The organism is Krasilnikovia sp. M28-CT-15 (assembly GCF_047159595.1).
Taxonomy (GTDB): domain Bacteria; phylum Actinomycetota; class Actinomycetes; order Mycobacteriales; family Micromonosporaceae; genus Actinoplanes.
In genome coordinates, this window is the sequence record NZ_BAAGAK010000001.1 from 43,480 (window position 1) to 67,383 (window position 23,904).

Here is a 23,904-nt window from a genome sequence, read left to right on the forward strand (position 1 = left end):
CCCGGGGGCGCCGGAACCTCCCCGCTAGGCAGGGTGTGCCGGGTTCCCGGGGCTGGCAGACTGCGGAACGTGCCCGTTGTCGCTAGGGTTACTCGTCAGTAGGTCCGGCGTTCATTGCGAAAGGTCCACGATGACTGATTTCAGTTCCGAGTCGCTCGCCTCGATCGGCCCGAAGGAGTTCGCCCAGCTCGTCAAGTCCACCCCGGACGCGAAGATCGCCGAGGTGATGGCCTCCGGCGACCGCGGCAAGATCCTTGACGAGGTGTTCGACCGGATGCCCGGGCTGTTCCGCGCGGACAAGGCCGGCAACACCCAGGCCGTCATCCACTGGGGCATCACGGGCGGCGCGGCCGGCAACGACACCTACGAGACCGTGATCGAGAACGGCGCCTGCACCGTCACCAAGGAGCCGGCCCGCGACCCGAAGCTGTCCATGACCATGGACCCGGTCACGTTCCTCAAGGTCGTCTCGGGCGACGGCAACCCGATGATGATGTTCATGACCGGCAAGATCAAGGCGAAGGGTGACCTCGGGCTCGCCGCCCAGGTCGCGAAGCTCTTCGACCTGCCGAAGAGCTGAGCCTCTCCGATCAGCTGACGGGCCGCCCCCCGGCCCGATCAGGACCCAGGCCCGATCAGGGCACGGTGATCCGCCCCTGGGCGGCCCGCAGCGCGATGTCCGTGCGATGGTGCGAGCCGTCCAGGGTGATCCCGTCGACCAGCGCGTACGCGGCCTCGCGGGCGCCCGCGAGGTCCGCCCCGGTGGCGGTCACGCTGAGCACCCGGCCGCCCGCCGACACCAGCGCACCGTCCGCGCGCCGCGCCGTACCCGCGTGGATCACCCCGGGAGCGTCCGCACCCGCGATGACATCACCGGTACGCGGCGTACCCGGGTAGTTGTGGCTGGCCACCACCACGGTCACGGCCGCGCCGGAACGCCATTGCAGCGGCGGATGCCCGGCCAGGGTGCCCGTGGCGGCGGCGTGCAGCAGCCCGGCCAGCGGCGTCTCCAGCAGCGCCAGCACGACCTGGGTCTCCGGGTCGCCGAACCGGGCGTTGAACTCGATCACCTTCGGCCCGCCCGGGGTCAGGGCCAGCCCCACGTAGAGCAGCCCGGCGAACGGCGTGCCGCGGCGGCGCATCTCCGCCAGTGTCGGGTGCACCGTCTCGGCCATGACCCGCTCCACCAGGTCGGCCGGCGCCCACGGCAGCGGCGCGTACGCGCCCATCCCGCCGGTGTTCGGCCCGGCGTCGCCGTCGCCGACCCGCTTGAAGTCCTGCGCCGGCATCAACGGCAGCGCCGCGGTGCCGTCGGTCACCACGAACAGGGAGACCTCGGGGCCGGACAGGAACTCCTCGATCACCACCCGGCCGCATTCGCGGGCGTGTGCCTGCGCGGCCGCGCGGTCCTCGGTCACCACGACACCCTTGCCCGCGGCCAGCCCGTCGTTCTTCACGACGTACGGCGCACCGAACTCGTCCAGAGCCTGATCGACCTCGGCCCCGATGGTGCAGGCGTACGCCCGGGCGGTCGGCACCCCGGCGGCCGTCATCACGTCCTTGGCGAACGCCTTCGAGCCCTCCAGCTGCGCGGCCGCGCCGGACGGCCCGAAACAGGCGATGCCCTTCGCGCGCACGGCGTCCGCGACGCCCGCCACCAGCGGCGCCTCCGGACCGACCACGACCAGGTCGGCGCCCACCTCGACGGCGAGGGCGGCCACCGCGGCCTGGTCGGTCGCGGTCACGTCCCGCAACTCGGCGATGTCGGCGATGCCCGGGTTGCCGGGAGCGGCCACGAGCTGGACGGAAGGGTCAGCGGTGAGTCCGAGCGCGAGCGCGTGCTCGCGCCCCCCGGACCCGATCAGAAGTACGCGCACGTTCGCCGATCCTACTTTCCACCGCGGTCGCGATGCCCGCGCGGCGGCCCTTGATCACCAGGTGGGCGCGGGGGCCGTGGGCGGGTGGCGGATTCGCGTAAACTTCGGCAGTACCCGGGCCTCTCCGCGTACGTGTTCCGACGGAAGGCGTGGAACCGAAGTGCCAGTGATCGTGTTGGTCGGCGCCCAGTGGGGCGACGAGGGCAAGGGCAAGGCGACCGACCTGCTGGGCGACCGCCTCGACTACGTCGTCAAGTTCAACGGCGGCAACAACGCGGGCCACACCGTGGTCATCGACGGCGAGAAGTACGCCCTGCACCTGCTCCCCAGCGGCATCCTCACCCCCGGGGTCACACCGGTGATCGGCAACGGCGTGGTGGTCGACCTCTCGGTGCTGTTCCAGGAGATCGACGCGCTGCAGGCCCGCGGCATCGACACGTCCCGGCTCCGGGTCAGCGCGAACGCCCACGTCATCGCGTCGTACAACCGGTCGCTCGACAAGGTCACGGAGCGGTTCCTCGGTGCCCGCCGGATCGGCACGACCGGTCGCGGCATCGGCCCGACGTACGCGGACAAGATGAACCGCCTCGGCGTCCGCATCCAGGACCTGTTCGACTCCTCGATCCTGCGGCAGAAGGTCGAAGCCGCGCTCGGCTACAAGAACCAGGTCCTGAGCAAGATCTATAACCGCAGCGCGATCAAGCCGGACGAGGTCATCGCGGAGCTGCTGTCCTACGTCGACCGGCTGCGCCCCATGGTCGCGGACACCGCGCTGGAACTGAGCCAGGCCATCGACGCGGGCAAGGTGGTGCTCTGCGAGGCCGGCCAGGCCACCCTGCTCGATGTGGACCACGGCACGTACCCGTTCGTGACCAGCTCGAACGCGACCTCCGGCGGCGCCTGCACCGGCTCCGGCATCCCGCCCACGAAGATCGACCGGGTGGTCGCCGTGCTCAAGGCGTTCACCAGCCGGGTCGGCGAGGGGCCGTTTCCCACGGAGCTGCACGACAAGTTCGGCGACCACCTGCGTGACGTCGGCCACGAGTACGGCACCACCACGGGTCGCCCGCGCCGCATCGGCTGGCTGGACCTGGTGATGGCTCGGTACGCCCAGCGGATCAACGGGGTCACCGACTTCGTGCTGACCAAACTGGACAATTACGACCAGCTGGACGAGATCCCGGTCTGCGTCGCGTACGAGGTGAACGGCGTGCGGCACGACGAGATGCCGGTCAGCCAGTCCGACTTCCACCACGCGGTGCCGATCTACGAGACCCTGCCCGGCTGGAAGCAGGACATCTCGGGCTGCCGGACGTTCGAGGACCTGCCCAAGGACGCGCAGCGCTTCGTCGAGTACGTCGAGCAGCGCATCGGCGCGCGCATCTCCGTGGTCGGCGTCGGCCCCGGCCGCGAGGCGGCCATCGAGCGGCACTCGATGCTGGGCGAGGACTGACGTGTACGACGTCGTGGTACTCAGCCTCGCCGAAGGGGGTGGCGGTGGCTGCGGCTCCTCCTGTGGCTGCGCCGCGGACACGAGCCCCGCGGCCGAGGGCGGCCGGGCCCTGGACGACAGCGGCCACGCCCCGGGCGACAGCGATCGCGCCTCGGGCGGCAGCGGCTGCGCCGAGGGCGGTTGCGACTCGGGGGGCAGTGGCTGTGGGGACCACGCGGTGTGCGGGCCGCGTCAGGGCGGGCCGCGTACTCCCGTGCTGGCCTGTGCGGATGCGCTGCGGGACGCGGGCGCCCGGGTGGAGACGGTCACGGCCTCCTCCGACGCGGAGATCGACGCGGTGATCGCCCGCTTCGACTCGGAGCCGCGTACCGATGGTCTGTCCTGGCCCGATGCGGACAGCAAGCTGCGCCTGGTGATCGCGACCGCGGCGGACGGCCAGCTGCGCGCGGTGCTGCGCCGGCTGGTCCGGCGCTACGCCCCGCCGCCCAGCTGCCGCCCCGCCGACCTGGCCGACGGCCGTACTGTGCCGGATCTGCCGCCCGTGGCGATCCTGCCGCTCGATCCCGGCGGCACCACCGACCTGGCCGCCCAGCTCGGCCTCCCCCGCGAGCCGGCCGCGGTGGCCGAGGCGGTGCTCGGCAGCAGCGTGCGCCGCCTCGACCTACTCCGCAACGACGGCGGCTCGGTCACCCTGGACGGCGCGCTGGTCGGCGGCGCCGACGACGCCGGCCGGGCGGTGCCGTGGCGGGGCCGGGTCGAGGTCGACGACGCGGTGCTCACCGACGGTGACGATCCGGTGCTCGCATGTGCCATCGGCAACGGCTCCGGATACGCCGAATTCGACGGGTTGCCGCTGCTCACGGGCGTCGATCCGACGGACGGGCGGGTCGAGGTCGCGGTGGCGGTCCCGGTAACGGTCAAGCGACGTCTGCGGACCACCCGGGTACGCGTGGAGGTGCGCCGCGCCCGAGGCCGTGCCGTCAGTATCCTTCCGCGCGACGGCGAGCTGCCGTTTCTTGACGACGGGGTGCACGGGACGCTGAGCCGCAAGCGCTCCTGGTGGACCGAACCCGGAGCCTGGGCGGTGTACGCCAGCTGACTGGCTGTGCAACTCTGGGTACGAACTGAGGTACGAGAATCACCGGAGGTAGCACCCGTGGAGGACGAAAACGCTGAGCGCGTCTACGTCCCGGGCTCGAACGCCACGCCCCCAGCCCGGGACGTGGAACCGTTCTGGCCGCCGGAGGAGCTGGGCGCCCCCGTGCACGGCGGAAAACCCGTCCCGCACGCCGCGCCGCCCGCGGTTCCCCTGTCCGGCAGCCACCCCCCGGTGTCCGGCAGTCACCCCCCGGCGGAACCGGGGGTGTACCGCCCTGCCGACCGCGCGGTCGTACCTCCGCCGCCCCCGCCGCCCACCAACCCGTCCCGGCCGCCCTTGCCTTCGGCGCCCGCCGCGGAACCGGCCGCCCGCTCCTGGCCGGGTGTCGTGTCGGGGACGGCGGCCGTGCCCGTCTCCGGGCCCGGCGGCGCCGTCCCGGTGTCGGGGCCCGGCGGCGCCGTCCCGGTGTCGGGGCCCGGCGGTCCCACCGCACCGGTCTCGGGGACCGCATCCGTTCCCGGCGCCACTCCGGTCTCGGGGGCCGCACCGAATCCGCGCTCGACCGGGCCGGACGCGACCGTTGCGGCAAACGCCGCGGGGAGTCCGCGGTCGGCTGCTCATCTCAACGGATCGATGCCGGCCACGGGTTCGGCCACTGTCCCGGTCTCCGGCGGCTCCCCCGATGCGGGTGGGCCGCTGGGCGACCCGGCAGCCGATGCCACGACCGCCTCGGCGGCGTCGCCGTGGGCTCAGCCGCCGCACCGCCACGCGGCCCCCGAGCACACCGATCCACGACCGGCTCGATCAGGCCCCGGGCAAGCCGGACCGGCACCAGCCGGACCAGCGCAATCAGGACCAGCGCAATCAGGACCACCGCAATCAGGACCAGCGCAATCAGGACCAGCCCAGCGAGGAGCCGGGGCTCAGGAGCGTCCCGGCGGGGGATATCTCGGCGGCGACCGGGCCAGCCATTACCCGACCGTGAGCCCACGCCGTGGGTCGGCTGCCGGCGAGGAGCAGGTGGCAGGCCCGGTCTACCGGCCGGGCCCGGTTCCCGCCGCCCCGCCGCCCGAGGCCGCCCGGCGCGCCACGGCTGAGCGGCCAGCCCAGGCCGGGTCCCCAGCCCAGGCCGGGCCCCCAGCCCAGACGGGGTCCCACACGGCCCACGGCGGGCCGCAGACATCCGCCGCTCCGGCCCGGCCAGCGGCCGCCCAGCCCCCGGGCACTGCCCAGACCCACCCCGGGCCTGGCCCACAGCCGGGTCAGCAGGCAGCGCGCGGGACCGGACAGCAGGCACCGCAGAGCCCGCACGGTGGCGGCCCGCACGGTCCGCAGGCGAACGCCCCGCAGGGCATGCAGGGAAACCGCCCGCACGGATACGGGGCACCCGCCGGGCCCGCAGCGCCGGCGCCGGGCCCCCAGCACTGGCCGGCCGACCAGCAGCCGGGAGACCCGCGGGTCCGTGCGCCGCACCAGGCCCCGCCGGGCCCGTACCCCCCGGCGGTGGACCCGCGCGCCGTTCCGCCGCACCCGCAGGTGCACCAGCCGCAGGCGGGTGGCGAGCAGCCGACCATGGACCCCTTCCAGCAGTTGCCGTGGGTCTCCGACGGGACGCCTACGGCCGAGGAGTTCGCCCGGCGGCGCCTGGCCAAGCCGCCCGAGCCGACCGCCACGATGGGTGCCCGGGCGATCGTCACCAAGGGCACCATGGGCCTGCTCCGGCTGGCCCCGGGCAAACGCGAGCTGGAGTACAAGCAGGACGTCGAGAAGGTACGCCGCAACTTCGGCGGCCTGCGCCAGGTGACCGTGGTCAACCCGAAGGGCGGGGCGGGCAAGACGGTCGCGGTGCTGCTGCTGGCCATGACGTTCGGGCAGAAGCGCGGCGGGTACGTGCTGGCGTGGGACAACAACGAGACCCAGGGCACCCTGGGTATGCGGGCGCAGCAGGACTTCCACGCTCGCACCGTCCGCGACATGATGCGTGACCTGCACCTGTTCCGGGGCTCGCACGGGCGGGTGGGCGACCTGTCGCAGTACGTCCGGGCTCAGGGCGAGGGCATGTTCGACGTCCTCGCCTCGGACGAGTCCGCGACCGCGGGCGAGATGCTGACCGCCAGCGCGTTCGCCGAGATCCGGGAGATCGTCAGCCGGTTCTACAAGTTGATCTTCGTGGACACCGGGAACAACGTGCGGGCGCAGAACTGGCAGGCGGCGATGGACGCCACCGACCAGCTCGTCATCACGATGTCCGCCCGTAACGACTCGGCCGAGACCGCCGCGCGCATGCTCGACCACCTGGAGCAGAGCGGCCGCCAGCGGCTGGTCCGGCAGGCGGTCAGCGTGGTGTCGATGCCCCCGACCCGCAAGGACATCGACCTGCCCGCGATCCAGCGGCACTTCGCGGCCCGCACCCGGGCCGTGCTGCTGGCACCGTACGAGCGGCTGATCGACTCGGGTGAGCCGCTGCGCTACGGGCAGCTGTCCGCCAACACCCGCGACGCCTGGCTCAAGATCGCCGCTGCGGTCGCCGAGGGCCTGTAGCCGTTCAGCCGGTCCAGTCCGATCCGGGACGGCCGCGTCAGCTCAGGGCGTGCCCGTCAGCGCAGAGCCTGCCCGTCAGCTCAGGGCGTCCGCGGCGGCCGGGTCGCTGTCGCGCAGGAACTGGGCGCACCGTGCCGCCTCGTCGGACTCGCCGATCGCGGCGGCGGCCTGGGACAGCGCGTGCAGGCAGCGCAGGAAGCCCCGGTTCGGCTCGTGCGACCACGGGACCGGGCCGTGCCCCTTCCAGCCGTTACGCCGCAGCGCGTCCAGCCCGCGGTGGTATCCGGTACGGGCGTAAGCGTAAGCGGGCACGGTGCGTCCCGCGGCGAGCGCGTTCTCGGCCAGCCCGGCCCAGCCCCCGCTGTACGCCGGGAACCGGGCGGCGACCGCCTCGTACGCCTGATCCGTGCCGGCCTGGACGGCCTCGGCGAGGGCCTTGTCGGCCTCGTCGTCGGCGGGCAGGCGGGTGGCGGGCGGCTCGGGAAGCAGGTTCTGCATGAACCCATTCAACCCGCCCGCCCGGTGCCCGCGCCGCCGGGGTACGCGCGGACCGCGCCCGGGCTTGGTATCCGGGGGCTAACCTCCTAGGAGTGCCCGGTGATCCACTTCAACCCGTCTTCGGCGACGAGACACCGTTCGACGCGACCGCGTACGAGATCGAGTCACGCGCCGAACTCGACGGGCACCTGGCCAGAGGCTCACTCGCCCGCCTGATCGTGCTGGGTCTGCGGCTGGACCAGGATCCGCCCGACCTGAGCCGGGTCGACGTCCACGGCACCCTCTTCGTGGGCTGTCGCCTGCTCTCCGCCGACGTGGAGATCGACCTGATCCGCCGTGGCGCCCACCTGATCCCGCCGTTCGACGCCCGGCCGTACCCGACCCACCCCGCGCTGCTCTACACCCCGGAGGACCTGTCGTTCGGGTTCGAACGGCACGGCTTCGCGGGCATGTACGACACCGTCGTCTACGACCATTTCGGCGAGCACGGCGGAGCGGCCCCCGACATCCGGGAGGCGCTGGCCCAGCGGCTGCACGACGCGGGCATCGACAACGCGCTCGGCAAGGCGCTGAATGCGTGGGTGCGGGCGCACGGGCCGGACGGGACCGTGGGGATCAGCGGCGCGGTCGGGATCATGGGCGGCCACGCGGAGCCGCGCGGTTCCGCCGCGTACCGGATGGCCGCGACGCTGGCGTGGCGACTGGCCAACGCGGGCCGACTGGTGATCACGGGCGGCGGGCCGGGGGTGATGGAGGCCGCCAACCTCGGCGCGTACTTCGCCAGCCGCGCGGAGGGGGAACTGGCGGCCGCGATCGACCTGCTGGCGGTGGCGCCGGACTTCCGCGATCACGATCCGTACACGGCGGCGGCGCTTCAGGTACGCGCGACGTACCCGGCCCCGGCGGTCGGCGACGTGGTCGCTCGGCTCACCCACGGCGGCCTCGCGCTGCCCACCTGGCTGTACGGCCACGAGCCCGCGAACCTGTTCGCGGGCCAGATCGGCAAGTACTTCTCCAACGCCGTACGGGAGGACTCGATCCTCCGGTTGTCCCGCGGCGGCATCGTGTTCGCACCCGGCTGGGCGGGCACGGTGCAGGAGGTGTTCCAGGCCGCGACGAAGACCTTCTACCGCACCGACGGCCCGAGCGGCGCGTTCGTGTTCCTCGGTACGGCGCACTGGTCCGGCCTGCCGGTCGAGGACCTGCTGCGCCCGCTGCTGGCCCGCTCCCCGCACGGCGACCAGTCCGGCCTGATCGTGGTCACCGACTCCCTCGACGAGGCGATGACGGCCCTGAACGGCTAGGCCACCCGGACCCGCCGCCAGCTGTGTACGGGCAGGTCCACGTCGGGAACGTCGGTCAGCCCGTTCTCGTCCATCGCGTTGTAGACGGCCAACCGGGCCCTGTCGAACCGGAACTCCACCGCGTGCAGCACCCGGGGCAGCCACTCGGCGACCGTGATCCGCTCGATGATGTTGACCTCGCGCAGCACCTGTCCGCGGGCGCGGCGCAGGGCGGCGTGCGGGTCGGCGCGCCAGTCGAGCTGGATGCCGGTGCCGAACCAGTCGATCGGGGCGGTCATGTCGACCTGATCCCAGGTGATCGCGCACTCGTCGAACTTGCGGTGGGTGATCTCCACATTGGCGCCGCCGAGGCCGTGCGGGCCGGCGAAGCCGAGGATGACCGGGCCGTCGGCGAACCAGCCGCGCGCGGAGATGTCCCACATGAGCCAGCCCGCCAGCAGTTCGCGGCCGATGAGCCGGGCGAAGCGCTGACGGTGGACCGCGGCCAGGGCCGCAGCGTCGTGCTGCCACTCGGGTTCATAGCCCTCGATGCCGAGCACGATCACCTACCACCGGTCGATAACCGGACGATCGTACCCACGCCGTGGCGGCGGGCGGCAAACGCGGCAGCGGCCGGTCCCGCGTACGGGGGCCGGCCGCGACGCCATGGCTACTTGGCGGTGGTGCCGGCGGAGCGCAGGTGCTCGCAGGCCTCGACGACGCGCTTGGCCAGGCCGTTCTCGGCCAGCTTGCCCCAGGCGCGCGGGTCGTAGGTCTTCTTGTTGCCGACCTCGCCGTCGATCTTCAGGACACCGTCGTAGTTCTTGAACATGTGGTCCGCCACCGGCCGGGTGAAGGCGTACTGGGTGTCGGTGTCGATGTTCATCTTGATCACGCCGTAGTCGAGGGCGGCGCGGATCTCCGACAGCAGGGAACCGGAGCCGCCGTGGAAGACCAGGTCGAACGGCTTCTCCTTGCCGACCTTGGCGCCGACCGCCTCCTGGATCTCCTTCAGGATCTCCGGGCGCAGCTTGACGTTGCCCGGCTTGTAGACCCCGTGCACGTTGCCGAAGGTCAGGGCGGCCATGTAGCGGCCCTTCTCGCCCGAGCCGAGCGCGGCGACCGTGGCCATGGCGTCCTCGACGGTGGTGTACAGCTTCTCGTCGATCGCGCCGACGACGCCGTCCTCCTCGCCGCCCACGACGCCGATCTCCACCTCCAGGATGATCTTCGCAGCGGCGGCCTGGGCCAGCAGCTCCTCGGCGATCCGGAGGTTCTCGTCCAGCGGCACGGCCGAGCCGTCCCACATGTGCGACTGGAACAGCGGGGCCTTGCCCGCCGCGACCCGCTCCTTGCTGATCGCCAGCAGCGGGCGTACGTACCCGTCGAGCTTGTCCTTCGGGCAGTGGTCGGTGTGCAGCGCGATGTTGACCGGGTAGTGCTTGGCCACCTCGGTGGCGAACTCGGCGAGCGCGACCGCCCCGGTGACCATGTTCTTCACCGTCGGGCCGGAGACGTACTCGGCGCCGCCCGTGGAGATCTGGATGATGCCGTCGCTGCCCGCCTCCGCGAAGCCCTGCAGGGCCGCATTCAGCGTCTGCGAGGACGTCACATTGATCGCGGGGTACGCGAACGCGCCGGCCTTGGCGCGGTCGAGCATCTCGGCGTAGACCTCAGGGGAAGCGATGGGCATCGGTGATCTCCTTGATCTTTCGTACGGAATCGTGCGTACGACCGGAGGGTGCCAGAGGGCAGGACCGCGCTGTCCTCCAGCAGGCAGTATTCCGCAGCCACCCGGGTCGGGGGAAATCGCCCCGTTTTCCGGCGCCCATCCGGCGGGATCGGGCTCCGCGGTGTGCCGCCGCGGTCGTACCGTGGAAGGCGCAGTCCGCCCCACCGGAGGGAGCCGACGATGACCCAGCCGTACCACCTTGACGTGGACGCCTCGGAGGCCGACGCCGCCGAGCAGGCCGCGATCGCGGACCCCAGCTGGGAGGACGTCGCCGAGCCGCGGGTCCCCGAAGACCTGGAGGCGCCCGACTGGGACGCGCAGGAGCAGGCCCAGGAGGTCCCGTTCGACGACGACTACCGCTGAGTCGCCGCGCAGTAGTCCGGACGGGTCCGCGGCCCGAACGCGGCGAAATTCCTCCGACGGGCGCTCCGTGGCACCCAGTCGGAGCACAGCGGGTCCACAGCCTGCCCCGGTACCCTGCACTGCGTGACCATCCGTGCCCTGTCCGAGCAGTTCGCCCTCAACCCGATGGACCCCCGGGGGCTTCTGCAGACCTTCGGGCTGATCGGCGTCTGGGCGATCCTGTTCGCGGAGACCGGCCTGCTCGTCGGCTTCTTCTTCCCCGGCGACTCGCTGCTGTTCCTGGCCGGGATCGCCGCGTCACCGGTCGCCGAATCGATCTTCGGCTCGGGCACGAAGCTCTCCCTGGCCGGCCTGCTGATCGGTGCCCCGCTCTGCGCGATCATCGGCGCCCAGTTCGGCCACTGGCTGGGGGCACGTTACGGCCGCCGGATGTTCGACCGGCCCGACTCCAAGATCTTCAAGAAAGAGTACGTCGAGAAGGCCGAGTACTACTTCGAGAAGTTCGGCCCGGCGAAGGCCGTGGTCCTGGCTCGGTTCATCCCGATCGTCCGGACCTTCCTGAACCCGGTCGCCGGCACCCTCGGCATGCCCGCGCGCCAGTTCCTGGTCTGGAACATCGTCGGCGCCATCCTGTGGGTGGACGGCATCCTGCTGGTGGGCTACCTGCTGGCGGACCAGATCTGGCACGCGGTCGGCGACAAGATCGACCGGTACATCCTGCCCGTGGTCGCGCTGATCATCGCGATCTCGGTCCTGCCGATCGTCATCGAGATCCTCCGCGAGCGCCGGGCCAGGAAGCGCGGCGCCACCCCCGGAGAGCCGGAGGCGGCGGCCGCGATCGGGGTCGTGGCGGCGGCGAGCATCGCCGGGCTGGCCGAGGCGATCCACGACGACGAGGACGAGCAGCGCCCGCACCGCCGGGGCAACCACCGGGCCTGAGCCCGGGCGGTCAGACCGTCACGGGGGCCGAACCGGCGAGGCGGTCCAGGAACTCCTGGGGGCATTCGCGGAGCCGATCCAGACGCCCCGCGGCCAGCGCCCGGTAGGTCAGCCCGGCCGCCTCCTCCAGGTTCCTGGCCCGTTTGTGGGCCAGTTCGACGCTGTCGGCCATCACCACGCAGCCGTGCTGGCTGAGTACGAGGCAGTCGGTGCCGTCGGCCGCCATGGCCGCGGTCAACGCGGCGAGCTCGCGCCCGCCGGGCAGGCGGAACGGCACCGTGACGACCCGGCGCAGGTAGAACGCGTGGTCGGTGGTGACGAGACGGACGTGTTCGGCCAGCGCGTCGAGCAGCAGCACGGTCTGGGGATGCAGGTGGACGATGGCGTTCACGTCGGGCCGGGCCCGGTACAACGCCAGGTGCAGGGGGAGTTCACTGGTCGGGGCGACGCCCGACGGGACGGCCCCGATCACCGTCGGCGAGCCGTCGGAGATCCGTACCCCCGCGAAGGTCACCCGGCTGAGCCGGTCCAGCCAGGCACCGGCACCGGTGACCCAGCAGGCGTCGTCGTCGGGCACGCGCGCGGACAGGTTGCCACCCGACCCGCAGACCAGGCCGGCCTGGACGACGTCGTAGCCCACATGGGCGAGTTGGTCGCGCAGGTCACCAGGCACGTAGTTCACCGGTAGCTCCTCGGGTCCTCGGGGGTGGACTTGTTGGAGGTCTCGCGATCCAGCCTGGCGTCACGCTGGTCGAGGTGACGCCAGGCGTCGGCTTCCGGTCAGCGCGCCTTCTTCGTGGCCCGCTTGCGCGGCGGGGTCAGCAGGTCGGCGATGGTCGCGATGGCGGTCGGCACCAGGCGGTAGTACGCCCAGACACCGCGCTTCTCACGTTCCAGCAGACCCGCCTCGGTCAGGATCCGCAAGTGGTGGCTGACGGTCGGCTGTGACAGACCCAGTGGGGCGGTCAGATCACAGACGCACGCCTCGCCGTCCGTTGCGGACTGAATGAGGCTGAGCAGACGTAGCCGCGCGGGGTCGGCGAGTGCTTTGAGCACTCCCGCCAGTCGCTCGGCGTCAGCACGTTCAATTGGCTCGCCGGCAAGCGGCGAGATCTGAGGCATTGTCATTTCCGCCAACGCAGTTCCCACGATCTCCATCCTTCCACCAACTGCATCGATTCTCCTGCATGTGGGCAGGAACGAACCGGCTAACTTTCAGGCCGTAAGGCCGAGATCGGTCGTCGGGTCAGCCGATCGGTACGCCAAGCCGGCGACCCGGGCGGTCGCTTCAGTTCGCCGATCGACCATTACCTCGACACCGACTTCGGTCCCTGCCTCCTGCAACGCCTCAGCAGCCGTCTGGTCGCTGTCCATCGCTGTCGGGCTCTCGATCCACACCCGGGGAGTGAGACGCCCCACATTGTCGATGTGTCGATCCGCGCCCCTTTGGATCGACACACTCCGCATTCGTACAACCGCGCTGTGGCGCGTGGTCGCACTGTCCGGATCGCCACCGTCACACAACGCTGCACGACCCGATGAAAGCACGCGACGACTCTGCGCGACGGTCGTTTCAGTGATGAATTTACGCAGGTCGTGGTGCGCTTCCATGACATCGAGGGTACTGGCTGGAAGGGAAGGGAACGTTCCGCCCTGCCGGGGCCGAAAGGGAACTATAGACCCTCGGCATTGCCATCCTCGATCTGTAAGCGTTGTTTACAGTAGGGTCGTCCAATGGGTCCCCGCATCCATAGAAGCAGCTCAAAGGGGGTTTTCGTACGACCGCCGGGTTATCCGCCTGTACCCAGCGTCCTCAGATCGAATCCTCAGCACTTACACAACATTGACAAACATCTGTCCATCCAGTGGGCGGAACGACCCCGAGCCGACCTGCGGAAGACATCCGGACAGTCGGCGCAGGCTTGTCCTTCGGCGCCAAACGATACCCGTTCGGGTGACCCACAAACGTCGATGCGTGGGCCGATCAACTCGACGGACGGGACCAGAATTCGTCGTCCTGCCCCGGCGTGGGCGTTATGGATACAACCGGCGGGTAACCAGGGGCATATGTCGGCCCGGCCGCCCCATACGGCGCTCCGTGGCCGACGAGCACACCGGGACCGTACGGCGGGCCGGCACCCTGCGCGGCTCCGGCAGCGGAGGCCCCGGCCCGGCCGAAGAACGACCCGGGAGCGGCCAGCAACAGCACCGCCACGATCAGGTAGCCCACCGTCTGGGCGACCGCCACGCCCACGTTCAGGCCGATCCACCCATCCGGGTACGCCCCGCTGAGCGCCGCACCGAGCGACCCCGGATCCCCCTCGCCACTGCGCTGCACCAGCACCGTGGCCAGGGAGCCGCACCCCGCCAGCACCCCCAGGCCGGACACGATCCAGGTGCCGATCCGCGCCGCGTTGCTGCCCCGGCGCAGCCCGAGCGCCAACACCACGCACAGCGCGAAGAGGATCACCGCGACGACCGCGCCGACCGCGGCACCGATCCACACCACGGTCACGAAGCCGTCGACCTCCGCGTCGGCAGCCCCCTGCGCGGCGTCGCGGAACCGGCTCACGATTCCCGGGGCGAGCGCGATCGTGGTGATCGCGTACGCGAGGCCGCCCAGGGCCATCAGGCCGAGCAGCACCGCCGCGAGCGTCACCGAGATCGGCCTACGGCGCGAGGGAACGGCCGTCGCGGCCGTGGACACGGCGGCGGGCGGGACTGGGTACGACATGTGACGGCTCCCCGGGTGATGCGTTGCGCCCCGAACCTACCCGGGGGAGGGCTCCGCCGCTGACCTTCCTCCGCTGCTCAGGGCCGGCCTCCGCTGCTCAGCGCCGGCCTCCGCTGCTCAGGGCCGGCCTCCGCTGCTCAGGGCCGGCCTCCGCTGCTCAGGGCCGGGTGGTGGGATCGGCGGGCGGTCCCGGCCGGTCGTCGCTCTCGGTCGCGTCGCCGGACGGCGAACTGTCGCCGGTCGAGTCGTCTGCGGGTGAGTTGCCGGCGGGCGCCTTGTCAGCCGGCGAAGCCTGCGCTGGGGTGTCCGGCGAGGTCGTGCCCGGCGCCGCACCAGGCGACGGCGGCTGTTCCCACCCGGTCGAAGGCGGAGGCGCCGCGTCGGCCTGGCCCCAGGACGGGTCGGCCTGGCCCCAGGACGGCTGGGTCGCCTCCGGCGGCGTCGGCACCACCGGCGGAATCGCCTCCGGAGCCGGACCCGTCGGCTGACCGATCCCGGGATAGGCCGCCTGGCCGGGGTAACCCAGCCCACCCGCAGCAGGTGCCTGACCGGGATATGGCAGCTGGCCGGGCAGTGGCTGGCCGGGCAGTGGCTGGCCGGGCAGTGGCTGGCCCGGGAACGGCTGGCCCGGGAACGGCTGGCCCGGGAACGGCTGGCCGGGTGGCTGTGCGGAATACGGCTGCTGGCCCGGATACGGCGGCTGCGCCCCGGGATACCCCGGGTAGGCGGGATATGGCTGCGACGGATCCCAGGCCGGCTGCGCCGCGCGGAAGTACGCGTTCGACGCGGGCAGCGCCAGCAGCACCAGCGCGCCCAGCAGGGTCAGCAGCATCAGCACCGAGAGGATGGTCGTGACCGGCGCGTACCAGGAGGGCAGCGCCTCATTGAGCCGGCGCTCCAGCTCGCGCGCGCTGGGCCCGGTGGAGCCGCCGCCGGTGTCGACGTTCAACGAGCTGGAGACCGCCGTCCCGGCCAGCCCCACCCCGCTGCAGCACAACGCGATGCCACCGAGCACCCAGGTCGTGATCCGGGACCCGTTGCGGCCCCGGCCGTTGAAGATCGCCAGCACGGCGAGACCCGCGGCGAACAGCACATTGACCACGATTCCGATCACGCTGGCCACCACGGCCACGGTCTCGGTGCCCTCGGCCGCGGTGCCCCGGTACGCCTCGCGGTAGACCTCGGACATGGTCCCGGCGCTGCTGAGCCCGATCACCGCCCCGATCAGCGACAGCGCTGCGGTCGCGTACAGCAGGTAGGACGAGATGGTGACGAGCGCCGGTCGAGTCTTCGGCGCAGGTGCTTGTGGATACATGGGAACGGCCACGGAGATCCCTCCTTGATCCACTGACGGTACCGTTCGGACGCTACGCCCGCGACCGCGGATCCGCGCACCGTAACGAAGGACGCCAACGGAGCGAATCGGGCGGGTGCGGACCGGATCGCTCGATCGAGGGGCGACAGCGTCAACTCCAGGCACGTAAACTCCGTACTCGTGGCGCCTCGTCGGCTGGAGACCTCCCTGACGGCGCCCGTTGTCCGACCGCGTCGCCGCCCCCGCCCACAGACCGCCGGGGCCCAGGCTGACCGGATCCGGGCACCTTCCCCATTACGCGAGCCGCGTGACCATGCCGCGGCCGCCCCAGACCTGACAAGGACCGGTGAGTCCCATGCCACACGCCGACACGCTGACCGTCGTGCACCATGACGACACGAAAACCCGGTATACCGACGTCCGCTATCAACTGATCCGCGACGGCATCCGGATCTGGTCCAACGAGGGGGAACACTCCCTCACGGACATTCTGATGACCCACGCCTACCGGCGCGGGAAACCGAAGAACTGATCCGTACGTGGCGAGGGCCCCGCCGCACCGGCGGGGCCCTCGCCCGTTCTCGGGTCCTACCCGCGGCTCACCGACAGGCCGTCCTTGGCGTCGTTGAGGTCGACCAGCACGGTGTCGCCGTCGACGATCTCGCCCGCCAGCAGCGCCTTCGCCAGCGCGTCACCGATCGCCGACTGGACCAGGCGACGCAGCGGCCGGGCACCGTAGATCGGGTCGTAGCCGTGCTCGCCGAGCCAGTGCACCCCGGCGTCGGTGACCTGCAGGCTCAGCCGACGCTCCGCCAGCCGGCTGCGCAACCGGCCGAGCTGAATGTCCACGATGGCCGCCAGGTCCTGCGCGGTCAGTGCGTGGAACACCACGATGTCGTCGAGCCGGTTGAGGAACTCGGGCTTGAAGTGCGCCCGTACGGTCGCCATCACCTCGTCGCGCCGCTGTTCCTCGCTCAGGGTGAAGTCGGAGATCACCGACGAGCCCAAATTGGAGGTCAGGATGAGGATCGCGTTGCGGAAGTCGACCGTACGGCCCTGGCCGTCGGTGAGCCGCCCGTCATCGAGGACCTGCAACAGCACGTCGAACACGTCCGGGTGGGCCTTCTCCACCTCGTCCAGCAACACCACGGAGTACGGCCGGCGCCGGACCGCCTCGGTGAGCTGGCCACCCTCCTCGTAGCCGACGTACCCGGGCGGGGCTCCGACGAGGCGGGCGACGGAGTGCTTCTCGCCGTACTCGCTCATGTCGATGCGGACCATGGCCCGCTCGTCGTCGAAGAGGAACCCCGCGAGCGCCTTGGCCAGCTCGGTCTTGCCGACGCCGGTGGGGCCGAGGAACAGGAAGCTGCCGGTGGGCCGGTCCGGGTCGGCGACGCCGGCCCGGGCTCGGCGCACCGCACCGGAGACCGCCTCGACCGCCTCGCGCTGACCGACCACCTTGGCCCCGAGCGAATCCTCCATGCGCAGCAGCTTGGCGGTCTCGCCCTCCATCATCCGGCCGGCCGGGATGCCGGTCCACGAGGAGATCACCTCGGCGATGTCGTCCGCGCCGACCTCCTCCTTGACCATGGGCGGCTCGGCCTTCTCCTCCTCGGCCTCCGACGCGCTGGCCAGCTCCAGCTCCAGCGCGGGAATCTCCTGGTACTGCAGCCGGGACGCCCGCTCCCACTCGGCGTCGCGTTGCGCGCGTTCCAGCTCGACGCGGGCCTCGTCGAGCCGCTTCTTCAGCTCGCCGACCCGGTTGAGGCCGCCGCGCTCGCGTTCCCAGCGGGCGGTCAGCGCGGTCAGCTCCTCCTCCCGATCGGCCAGGTCGCGTTCCAGGCGCTCCAGGCGGGCGACCGAGGCGGGGTCGGTCTCCTTGCCCAGCGCCAGCCGCTCGACCCGCATCCGGTCGACCTGCCGCTGGAGCTGGTCCAGCTCCACCGGCCGGGAGTCGATCTCCATGCGCAGCCGGGAGGCGGCCTCGTCGATCAGGTCGATGGCCTTGTCCGGCAGGAACCGGTCGCTGATGTAGCGGTCCGACAGGCTGGCGGCCGCCACCAGGGCCGCGTCGGTGATCTGCACCCGGTGGTGGGCCTCGTACCGGCCCTTGAGGCCGCGCAGGATGCCGATGGTGTCCTCGACCGTGGGCTCGCCGACCACGACGGGCTGGAAGCGCCGCTCCAGGGCGGGGTCCTTCTCGATGTGCTCGCGGTACTCGTCCAGCGTTGTCGCGCCGACCATGCGCAGCTCGCCGCGGGCCAGCATCGGCTTGAGCATGTTGCCGGCGTCCATCGAGCCCTCGCCCTTGCCGGCGCCGACCACCGTGTGCAGCTCGTCGAGGAACGTGACCACCTGGCCGTTGGAGTTGCGGATCTCCTCGAGGACGCTCTTGAGCCGCTCCTCGAACTGGCCGCGGTACTGCGCCCCGGCGACCATGGCGCCCAGGTCGAGCGAGACCAGTTTCTTGTCGCGCAGGGTCTCGGGGACGTCCCCGGCCACGATCCGCTGGGCCAGGCCCTCGACGATCGCGGTCTTGCCGACACCGGGCTCGCCGATCAAAACCGGATTGTTCTTCGTACGGCGCGAGAGCACCTGCACGACCCGGCGGATCTCGGTGTCCCGGCCGATCACCGGGTCGATCTTGCCCTCGCGGGCCAGCGCGGTGAGATCCACGCTGTACTTCTCCAGCGCCTGGTACGTCTGCTCCGGGTCCTGGGTCGTCACCCGCCGCTCGCCGCCGCGCACCGAGGGGAACGCCGCGACCAGCGTCTCCTCGGTGGCGCCCGCGTCGCGCAGCGCCTTGCCGACCGCGCCGCCCACCCGGGCCAGCCCGGCCAGCAGGTGCTCGGTGGAGACGTACTCGTCGCCGAGCGGCTTGGCGATCAGCTCGGCCTCGCCGATGGCGTTGACGAACTCGCGGGACAGGCTGGGCTCGGCGATGCTGGCGCCGCGGGCGGACGGGATCTGCTCCACCGCGCGGACCGCCCCGCGACGGATGTCGGCCGGGTTCGCGCCGACCGCGCGCAGCAGTCCGGGGGCGGTCGAGCCGCCGGTGTCCAGCAGTGACAGCAGCAGGTGCCACGGTTCGACCGAGGCGTGCCCGCGCGTACTGGCGGAGGCGACCGCACCGGTGATCACATCGCGGCTCTTGGTGGTGAGGCGTTCGGCGTTCATGTGCTCCCCTGATCGGTGGTTCCGCCCGGGTACAGCGCCCGCAGACTTGAGCGTATTCCACTCAACCTTAAGACCGGCCGTCCACCCCGACAATGGGACGGTGTGCGGGCCTGGTGACCGTCGTCACATCGCCGGCGGATTCCTCAAGTCGGCGCTCAGCGCCCCGGACGACCGGTCGATAGGGATGTCGGACATTTTCCGGAACCGGGGGAAGGCGACGCGTGAGCGTGCTGGGCAACGTAGCGGGCGAAGCCCGCGTGGCCGAGGGTTCGGTGCACCCGATGAGCGTCAGGGTCTCGCTGCTGCGGTCGGCCGGGTTCGCCGCGATCTACGCGGTCGCGTTCGTCGCCGGGCGGATGACCGTGATCAGCGGCAGTCGCCTGGCCCTGCTGTGGCCCGCCGCCGGGGTCGCCCTCGTCTGGTTCGGCGCCCAGCGCCGCGCTCGCCTGCGCTGGGTGGACGCCCTGGCCCTCGTCACGATCGGCCTGATCGGCAACGCGGTCACGGGGGCCGGCCCGGCCCTGGGCGCCGCCCTCGCGCTGGCCAACCTCGTGCAGGTGATCGTCTTCACCGCGCTGGTGGCCCGGCGCCGTCCGAGTGCCGGCGGGAACCTGCGGTTGTCCACCCCCAGGGACCTGGCGGGTGTGCTGGGCCTGGCCACGGTCGCGGTGGTCGCCGGGGCGATCACCTGCCAGGCGGGGATGTGGCTGGTCACCGGGCAGCTCTCCGCGTCGTTCCTCGGCCTGATCATCCGCGACGTCGCCAGCGTGGTCGTGATCGGCGCGGCCGGACTGTGGTTCGGTCCCGCCGTCGGTGCCTTCCGGGACCGGCACGGGTCGGTGGCCGGCTGGTTGTGCAACGCGCGCCGGGAACTCCGCTCGACGTCCGGGCGGCGGGTCGCCGAGTACCTGATCGTGGCGTCCTGCTCGGCAGGCGCCTACCTGATCGGGTTCGCGTACCAGAACGGGCTGCCGCTGATCGCGGTGACCACCTGGGCCGCCTTCCGGCTGCGTACCGGTTTCGTGGTGCTGCACAACCTGGTGCTCGGTGGGGTCGTGATCGTACTCACCCTGCGCGGAGACGGCGCCCTGGCCACGATCGCCGACCCGCACCTGCGCGCGGTGATCGCGCACCTGCTCGTCGCCGGGATCGCGATCGGCGCGCTGGGCCTGGCCCTCGAACGTGACGAGCGCGCGAGCCTGCTCCGCGAACTCGCCGGCCAGCGCACGCAGGCCCGGGAGCACGCCACCCTGCTGAGCACGATCATCGACTCGATGGGCGACGGCCTGTCCGTGGTCGACGCCAGCGGCCGGGTCGTGCTGCGCAACCGAGCCGCGGTACGCCTGCTGGGCGAGGTCAGCGTGGTCGGCGACGCCCACCGGCGGCTGCGCCACCTCGACGGCACGCCGGTCGCCACCGAGGCACTGCCGCACACCCGGGCCCTGGCCGGCGCCCACGTCGAGGGCGACGACCTGCTCGTGCACAGGCCCGGCGAGCACGACGCCCGGATCGTCCAGGTCACCGCCACGCCGCTGCCCAGCGGGTACGGCTGCCACAGCGCGGTCGTGCTCTACCACGACGTCACCGCGGAACGCCGCCACCGCGACCAGCTCGCCAACTTCGCCGGCGCCGTCGCGCACGACCTGCAGAGCCCGCTGACCGCCGTCGAGGGCTGGACCGAGGTCGCCACGGACGCCCTCGACGCCGAGCAGCCCGCGATCGGCCGTTCCCGGGACGGCCTCAGCCGGGTCTCCCGCGCCGCCACCCGCATGCGCGGGCTCATCACCGACCTGCTGTCGTACACCGCCGCCCGCGACGCCGAACTCGCCCCCGCCCGGGTCGAGCTCACCGGCCTGGTCGCCGACATCACCAGCGCCCGCGCCGACGCCGCCGTCGCCGACGGGCGCCCCGCCCCGCAGGTCGCCCTGGCCCGGCTCGACCCGGTGCAGGCCGACGCGGGAGCTGTCCGGCAGCTGCTGGACAACCTCATCGGCAATGCGATCAAGTACACGGAGCCCGGCGTCACGCCCCGCCTGACGATCACCAGCCGACGGCGCGGCGACATGGTCGAGGTCACCGTCGCCGACAACGGCATCGGCATTCCCGCCGGACAGCACGAGGCCATCTTCGACGACTTCCACCGCGCCCACTCCGGTGCCGACTACGCGGGCACCGGCCTCGGCCTGGCCATCTGCCACCGCATCGTCACCCGCCACGGCGGCACCATCACCGCCGACGACAATCCCGGCGGCGGCTCCCGCTTCACGGTCACCCTGCCCGCGGCCGACCCGGCATCCGCGACCCGCGATCCGGACGCTGAGCCGTTCGCGCTGCCCACCACCGCGGCGGCGCCGCGCATCGCCGACCGGGTGCCCGCGCACACCTGAGCAGACACCGGGCGCAGTGCGGTCCGATACGGTGGTCGGGTGCGCGTACGGGTAGAGCAGACCCCCCTCCCGGGCATCGGTGTCCGGCATGACCTGGTCACGTCGTCCGGCCGTACGGTTGGGGTGGTCTCGCACCGCAACGGTCGCCGCGACCTCGTCCTCTACGACGTGGACGATCCCGACGCCAGCCTCGCCTCGATCCCGCTCACCGACGACGAGGCGGAGGCGCTGGCCGACGTGCTCGGCGCCTCGCTGATGCTGGGCCAGCTGTCCGGCCTGCGCCAGCAGGCGGCCGGCCTGCTCACCGAGCAGGTGGCGATCCCGGCCGGTTCGATGTTCGTCGGCCGCCGGCTGGGCGACACCCGCGCCCGCACCCGTACGGGCGCCTCGATCGTGGCCGTGCTGCGCGACCGCGAGGTCATCGCCTCGCCCGGGCCGTCCTTCATCTTCGAGGCGAACGACGTGGTCGTCGTGGTCGGCACCCGCCAGGGCCTCGACGGCGTCACCGCCATCCTGGCCGGCGAGAACGGCGACTGACGCGCCGTGCACGACACCGCGGTCCTGCTCGTCGAAGTCGGCGCGGTGCTGTTCGCGCTCGGCATGCTCGGCCGGCTGGGGCGGCGGGTCGGGCTGTCCCCGATCCCGCTGTACCTGCTGGCCGGGCTGTTCTTCGGCCACGGCGGCCTGGTCCCGCTCTCGGCCAGCGAGGAGTTCATCGCGATCGGCGCCGAGATCGGGGTCGTGCTGTTGCTGGTCATGCTCGGCCTGGAGTATTCGGCGACCGAACTGGTCGGCAACCTGCGCGCGGCCGCGCCCGCCGGGGTCATCGACGGCGTACTCAACGCCCTGCCGGGGGTGGGGTTCGCGCTGCTGCTCGGCTGGAGCCTGGAAGCGGCCGTCGTGCTGGGCGGCATCACCTGGGTCTCCTCGTCCGGGGTGATCGCCAAAGTGCTCGGCGACCTGGGCCGCCTCGGCAACCGGGAGACCCCGGTCATCCTGTCGGTGCTGGTCATCGAGGACCTTGCGATGGCCTTCTACCTGCCGCTGGTCACCGCGCTGCTGGCCGGGATGGGCGTGCTCGGCGGCGTCCAGGCCCTCGCCATCGCGCTCGCCACGGTGGCCGCCGTGCTGCTGGTGGCGCTGAAGTTCGGCAACGCCATCTCCAGCTTCATGTCCGTACGCGACCCGGAGGCACTGCTGCTCAGCGTGCTGGGCCTGACGCTGTTCGTGGCGGGGGTGGCCGCCCGGCTCAACGTGTCGGCCGCCGTCGGTGCGTTCCTCGTCGGCATCGCCCTGTCCGGGCCGGTCGCCCACCACGCCACGCAGATCCTGACGCCGCTGCGGGACCTGTTCGCGGCCGTGTTCTTCGTGTTCTTCGGACTCTCCACGAACCCGGCGGACATGCCGGCCGTCCTGCTGCCCGCGCTCGGGCTCGCGGCGATCACCGCGGCCACGAAGATCCTGACCGGGTATCTGGCTGCCCGCCGGGTCGGCATCGCCCTGCCCGGGCGGCTGCGGGCGGGGCTCGCCCTCATTCCCCGCGGCGAGTTCTCGATCGTCATCGCGGGGCTGGCGGTCGCCTCGGGGCTGGAGCCGAGGCTGGCGCCACTGGCCACCGCGTACGTGCTCATCACGGTCGTCAGCGGACCGCTGCTGGCGCGACTGCCCGACTACGCGTGGTTCAAGACGGCGGTGCGGCGGCGGATGGGTGCCACCCGGCGCCCACCGGAGCCGCTGCCGACCGGCGACTGAGCGCTGCCCGCCGCCTTCCGCGCCGGCACGCAGCGCATTGCTACTTCTCAGTACCGGAATGTGATCCTGGGGCCTTCCGCAGCGCGGTTTGGTCGCGCTACCGTGTCGCGGCGACAACTTCGTGTTATTGAGGCAGTTCACGGCGTGGTGCGCCGTGCGTTACAGGGCAGGGCGAGGGCGGCGGCGTGAGCGTGCGTGAGTCGACATTCTTCGGATTCGCCAACCCGGTTGATCCGCGGCCAGAAGAACTGCAGGCATGGGCGTACCACCCGGAGGCCGTTCCGCTGGACGCGATGCCGCCCGACTGGGATCTGCTCATCGCGGGCGACGTGCTGGCACCGACCCTGTTCGAGCTGGCGATGGACCGCCAATGCCCGGCTCGCCGGTTCGCGCTGCACTGCATGTACATCTACGCGGCCGACGGCGTCCGCCCGAACGCGTCCAGCCAGCGCAAGCGCAGACTCAAGAAGTACATCGAGCGCGCCGAGGAGGTCGGCGACGAGCCGATGTCGATCTGGGCGCACAACTGCCGGGTCCTGATGACCCGGCCGGAACTGTTCGAATACCAGGAGTGGATCGAGGGCGGCCTGGTCCGGCATCCGCGTCGGCTGGGCCTGTTCGGCCGCCGCTGACCGCTCCCGGGCCACGGCGCGCGGGTGATGGCGCCGGAGACCTCCCGGACGTGCGGCTGCGCTCCGCCGCGCGACGATACGGCGGCGCCCCCGGAGTCACCCGGGGCCGCCGCCGTATCGCG

Annotated in this window: 21 protein-coding genes and 1 pseudogene; 12 read left to right on the plus strand and 10 right to left on the minus strand. The window is 72.0% G+C overall.

Going from position 1 to position 23,904, the window contains the following annotated elements; translation table 11 throughout:
- Positions 1 to 130: 130 nt before the first annotated feature.
- Positions 131 to 580, plus strand: a complete 450-nt coding sequence (locus ACMCNO_RS00215; RefSeq protein ID WP_412747404.1) for an SCP2 sterol-binding domain-containing protein — start codon at positions 131 to 133, stop codon at positions 578 to 580.
- 55 nt (positions 581 to 635) lie between these two features.
- On the opposite strand, the gene purD is transcribed toward ACMCNO_RS00215, so the two are convergent.
- Positions 636 to 1,877 (minus strand): phosphoribosylamine--glycine ligase, encoded by a 1,242-nt coding sequence (gene purD, locus ACMCNO_RS00220; RefSeq protein WP_412747405.1) that lies wholly within the window; start codon positions 1,875 to 1,877, stop codon positions 636 to 638.
- A 160-nt stretch (positions 1,878 to 2,037) separates the two neighbouring features.
- Between purD and ACMCNO_RS00225 the strand changes: the two genes are divergently transcribed.
- The 3 genes and pseudogenes from ACMCNO_RS00225 to ACMCNO_RS00235 all read left to right on the plus strand — a co-directional run.
- Positions 2,038 to 3,330, plus strand: a complete 1,293-nt coding sequence (locus ACMCNO_RS00225; RefSeq protein ID WP_412747406.1) for an adenylosuccinate synthase — start codon at positions 2,038 to 2,040, stop codon at positions 3,328 to 3,330.
- 1 nt (position 3,331) lies between these two features.
- A complete protein-coding gene (locus tag ACMCNO_RS00230; RefSeq protein WP_412747407.1) occupies positions 3,332 to 4,429 on the plus strand; it encodes a diacylglycerol kinase family protein in 1,098 nt (365 codons plus the stop codon).
- 1,611 nt (positions 4,430 to 6,040) lie between these two features.
- Positions 6,041 to 6,970: pseudogene (locus tag ACMCNO_RS00235) on the plus strand (MinD/ParA family protein); the annotation flags it as partial.
- A gap of 75 nt (positions 6,971 to 7,045) precedes the next feature.
- On the opposite strand, the gene ACMCNO_RS00240 reads toward ACMCNO_RS00235, so the two are convergent.
- Positions 7,046 to 7,468 (minus strand): DUF3151 domain-containing protein, encoded by a 423-nt coding sequence (locus ACMCNO_RS00240; protein WP_412747408.1) that lies wholly within the window; start codon positions 7,466 to 7,468, stop codon positions 7,046 to 7,048.
- 92 nt (positions 7,469 to 7,560) lie between these two features.
- Here ACMCNO_RS00240 and ACMCNO_RS00245 point away from each other — a divergent pair, with 92 nt between their 5' ends.
- Positions 7,561 to 8,772 (plus strand): LOG family protein, encoded by a 1,212-nt coding sequence (locus ACMCNO_RS00245; protein ID WP_412747409.1) that lies wholly within the window; start codon positions 7,561 to 7,563, stop codon positions 8,770 to 8,772.
- Here ACMCNO_RS00245 and ACMCNO_RS00250 read toward each other — a convergent pair.
- Both ACMCNO_RS00250 and fbaA read right to left on the minus strand, forming a co-directional pair.
- Positions 8,769 to 9,317, minus strand: a complete 549-nt coding sequence (locus ACMCNO_RS00250; RefSeq protein ID WP_412747410.1) for a hypothetical protein — start codon at positions 9,315 to 9,317, stop codon at positions 8,769 to 8,771. The two genes, ACMCNO_RS00245 and ACMCNO_RS00250, sit on opposite strands and share 4 nt — an antisense overlap.
- Before the next feature lie 104 nt (positions 9,318 to 9,421).
- Positions 9,422 to 10,444: a class II fructose-bisphosphate aldolase gene (gene fbaA, locus ACMCNO_RS00255; protein ID WP_412747411.1), complete on the minus strand. Its 1,023-nt coding sequence runs from the start codon at positions 10,442 to 10,444 to the stop codon at positions 9,422 to 9,424.
- 219 nt (positions 10,445 to 10,663) lie between these two features.
- Between fbaA and ACMCNO_RS00260 the strand changes: the two genes are divergently transcribed.
- Complete coding sequence (locus ACMCNO_RS00260) at positions 10,664 to 10,846, plus strand: hypothetical protein (RefSeq protein WP_412747412.1); 183 nt, start codon at positions 10,664 to 10,666, stop codon at positions 10,844 to 10,846.
- A gap of 123 nt (positions 10,847 to 10,969) precedes the next feature.
- Entirely contained in the window at positions 10,970 to 11,785 is an 816-nt protein-coding gene (locus tag ACMCNO_RS00265; protein ID WP_412747413.1) for a DedA family protein, read from the plus strand.
- Positions 11,786 to 11,795: 10 nt separating this feature from the next.
- Here ACMCNO_RS00265 and ACMCNO_RS00270 read toward each other — a convergent pair whose 3' ends face one another.
- The 5 genes from ACMCNO_RS00270 to ACMCNO_RS00290 all read right to left on the minus strand — a co-directional run bounded on the left by ACMCNO_RS00270 (position 11,796) and on the right by ACMCNO_RS00290 (position 15,846).
- Positions 11,796 to 12,467 carry a class II aldolase/adducin family protein gene (locus ACMCNO_RS00270; RefSeq protein ID WP_412747414.1) on the minus strand — a complete coding sequence of 224 codons (672 nt, stop codon included), beginning with the start codon at positions 12,465 to 12,467 and terminating at the stop codon, positions 11,796 to 11,798.
- Positions 12,468 to 12,565: 98 nt separating this feature from the next.
- Positions 12,566 to 12,943, minus strand: a complete 378-nt coding sequence (locus tag ACMCNO_RS00275; RefSeq protein WP_014440216.1) for an ArsR/SmtB family transcription factor — start codon at positions 12,941 to 12,943, stop codon at positions 12,566 to 12,568.
- A 57-nt stretch (positions 12,944 to 13,000) separates the two neighbouring features.
- Positions 13,001 to 13,396 carry a hypothetical protein gene (locus ACMCNO_RS00280; RefSeq protein ID WP_412747415.1) on the minus strand — a complete coding sequence of 132 codons (396 nt, stop codon included), beginning with the start codon at positions 13,394 to 13,396 and terminating at the stop codon, positions 13,001 to 13,003.
- 373 nt (positions 13,397 to 13,769) lie between these two features.
- Entirely contained in the window at positions 13,770 to 14,519 is a 750-nt protein-coding gene (locus ACMCNO_RS00285) for a hypothetical protein (protein WP_412747416.1), read from the minus strand.
- A 157-nt stretch (positions 14,520 to 14,676) separates the two neighbouring features.
- The gene (locus ACMCNO_RS00290) at positions 14,677 to 15,846 is read right to left on the minus strand and encodes a hypothetical protein (protein WP_412747417.1); all 1,170 of its coding nucleotides are present in this window, start codon (positions 15,844 to 15,846) and stop codon (positions 14,677 to 14,679) included.
- Positions 15,847 to 16,189: 343 nt separating this feature from the next.
- Here ACMCNO_RS00290 and ACMCNO_RS00295 point away from each other — a divergent pair, with 343 nt between their 5' ends.
- Positions 16,190 to 16,366 (plus strand): hypothetical protein, encoded by a 177-nt coding sequence (locus ACMCNO_RS00295; protein ID WP_412747418.1) that lies wholly within the window; start codon positions 16,190 to 16,192, stop codon positions 16,364 to 16,366.
- A gap of 56 nt (positions 16,367 to 16,422) precedes the next feature.
- On the opposite strand, the gene clpB is transcribed toward ACMCNO_RS00295, so the two are convergent.
- Positions 16,423 to 19,011 carry an ATP-dependent chaperone ClpB gene (clpB, locus tag ACMCNO_RS00300; protein WP_412747419.1) on the minus strand — a complete coding sequence of 863 codons (2,589 nt, stop codon included), beginning with the start codon at positions 19,009 to 19,011 and terminating at the stop codon, positions 16,423 to 16,425.
- 281 nt (positions 19,012 to 19,292) lie between these two features.
- Here clpB and ACMCNO_RS00305 point away from each other — a divergent pair, with 281 nt between their 5' ends.
- The 4 genes from ACMCNO_RS00305 (at position 19,293) to ACMCNO_RS00320 (ending at position 23,782) form a co-directional block, all read left to right on the plus strand.
- Complete coding sequence (locus ACMCNO_RS00305; protein ID WP_412747420.1) at positions 19,293 to 21,398, plus strand: ATP-binding protein; 2,106 nt, start codon at positions 19,293 to 19,295, stop codon at positions 21,396 to 21,398.
- Between the two features lie 39 nt (positions 21,399 to 21,437).
- A complete protein-coding gene (locus ACMCNO_RS00310; protein WP_412747421.1) occupies positions 21,438 to 21,935 on the plus strand; it encodes a cation:proton antiporter regulatory subunit in 498 nt (165 codons plus the stop codon).
- Positions 21,936 to 21,941: 6 nt separating this feature from the next.
- Positions 21,942 to 23,150 (plus strand): cation:proton antiporter, encoded by a 1,209-nt coding sequence (locus tag ACMCNO_RS00315; RefSeq protein ID WP_412747422.1) that lies wholly within the window; start codon positions 21,942 to 21,944, stop codon positions 23,148 to 23,150.
- A gap of 185 nt (positions 23,151 to 23,335) precedes the next feature.
- The gene (locus ACMCNO_RS00320; protein ID WP_412747423.1) at positions 23,336 to 23,782 is read left to right on the plus strand and encodes a hypothetical protein; all 447 of its coding nucleotides are present in this window, start codon (positions 23,336 to 23,338) and stop codon (positions 23,780 to 23,782) included.
- Positions 23,783 to 23,904 lie beyond the last annotated feature (122 nt).